The following is an 830-nucleotide window of genomic DNA, read 5'->3' as shown; positions in this document are numbered from 1 at the left end:
TTTCCCTTCTTCCGCAGCACGTGCAGCTTCTTCAGCCGCCAGGCGTTCTGCTTCTTCACGCTCTTCCGCTTCCAGTACATCACGTTTCACGTAGGTGCGTTTCTTGCGCACCTCCACGTTCACGGTCTTGGACTTGCCGGCAGCGCCGGTGGTCTTGATGGTGCTGGTGGATTTACGCTTCAGCGTAATTTTCTTTCCACTGCTTTCGTCCTGGGCACCATGAGACTTGCGCAGATGCGCCAGTAGCTGCTGCTTCTGTTCATCGGAGACCACTTCGCTGGCATCGCCATGGGGCAACCCTGCGTCTTTCATCTGCGTGAGCAGCTTCTCGACGGGCGTCCCTACGATGTCGGCCAGTTTCTTTACGGTCGTTTCTGCCATGTCAGCAACACTCTCCTGTCCGTCTCTGATGGTGCCTGCTTGATCAGCCTGAAAAGGGGCGGTTATGCCCCGGCTTCGTCTTCGCCTTCAAACCAGGGAGCCCGTGCAGTCATGATCAACTCGGCTGCACGTTCTTCGCTCAGGCCTTCAATTTCCAGCAGGTCATCCACCGCCTGTTCGGCGAGGTCTTCCATCGTGACAATGCCACGGGAAGCCAATTCAACGGCCAACTCACGGTCCATACCTTCCATGTTCAGAAGGTCTTCCGCAGGCTCGGCCTGTTCAAACTTCTCTTCAGACACCAGGGCCTTGGTCAACAGCGCGTCTTTGGCGCGCTGGCGCAACAGCTCCACGATCTCTTCATCAAAACCATCAATTGCCAGCATCTCTTCCTCAGGCACATAGGCCACTTCTTCGAGGGTAGAGAAACCTTCATCAACCAGTACACC

2 protein-coding genes are annotated in these 830 nt (G+C 56.0%); both read right to left on the bottom strand.

From position 1 onward, the window contains the following. The coding region (locus A3754_RS23390) for a translation initiation factor IF-2 associated domain-containing protein (RefSeq protein WP_197468813.1) at positions 1-381 on the bottom strand (381 nt) is incomplete at its 3' end. A 62-nt stretch (positions 382-443) separates the two neighbouring features. Further along, on the bottom strand, positions 444-830 hold a 387-nt coding region (locus tag A3754_RS23385), incomplete at its 5' end, for a helix-hairpin-helix domain-containing protein (protein WP_231880761.1).

This window comes from Alcanivorax sp. HI0083, assembly GCF_001635175.1.
This window is presented reverse-complemented; position numbering and strand designations above follow the sequence as displayed.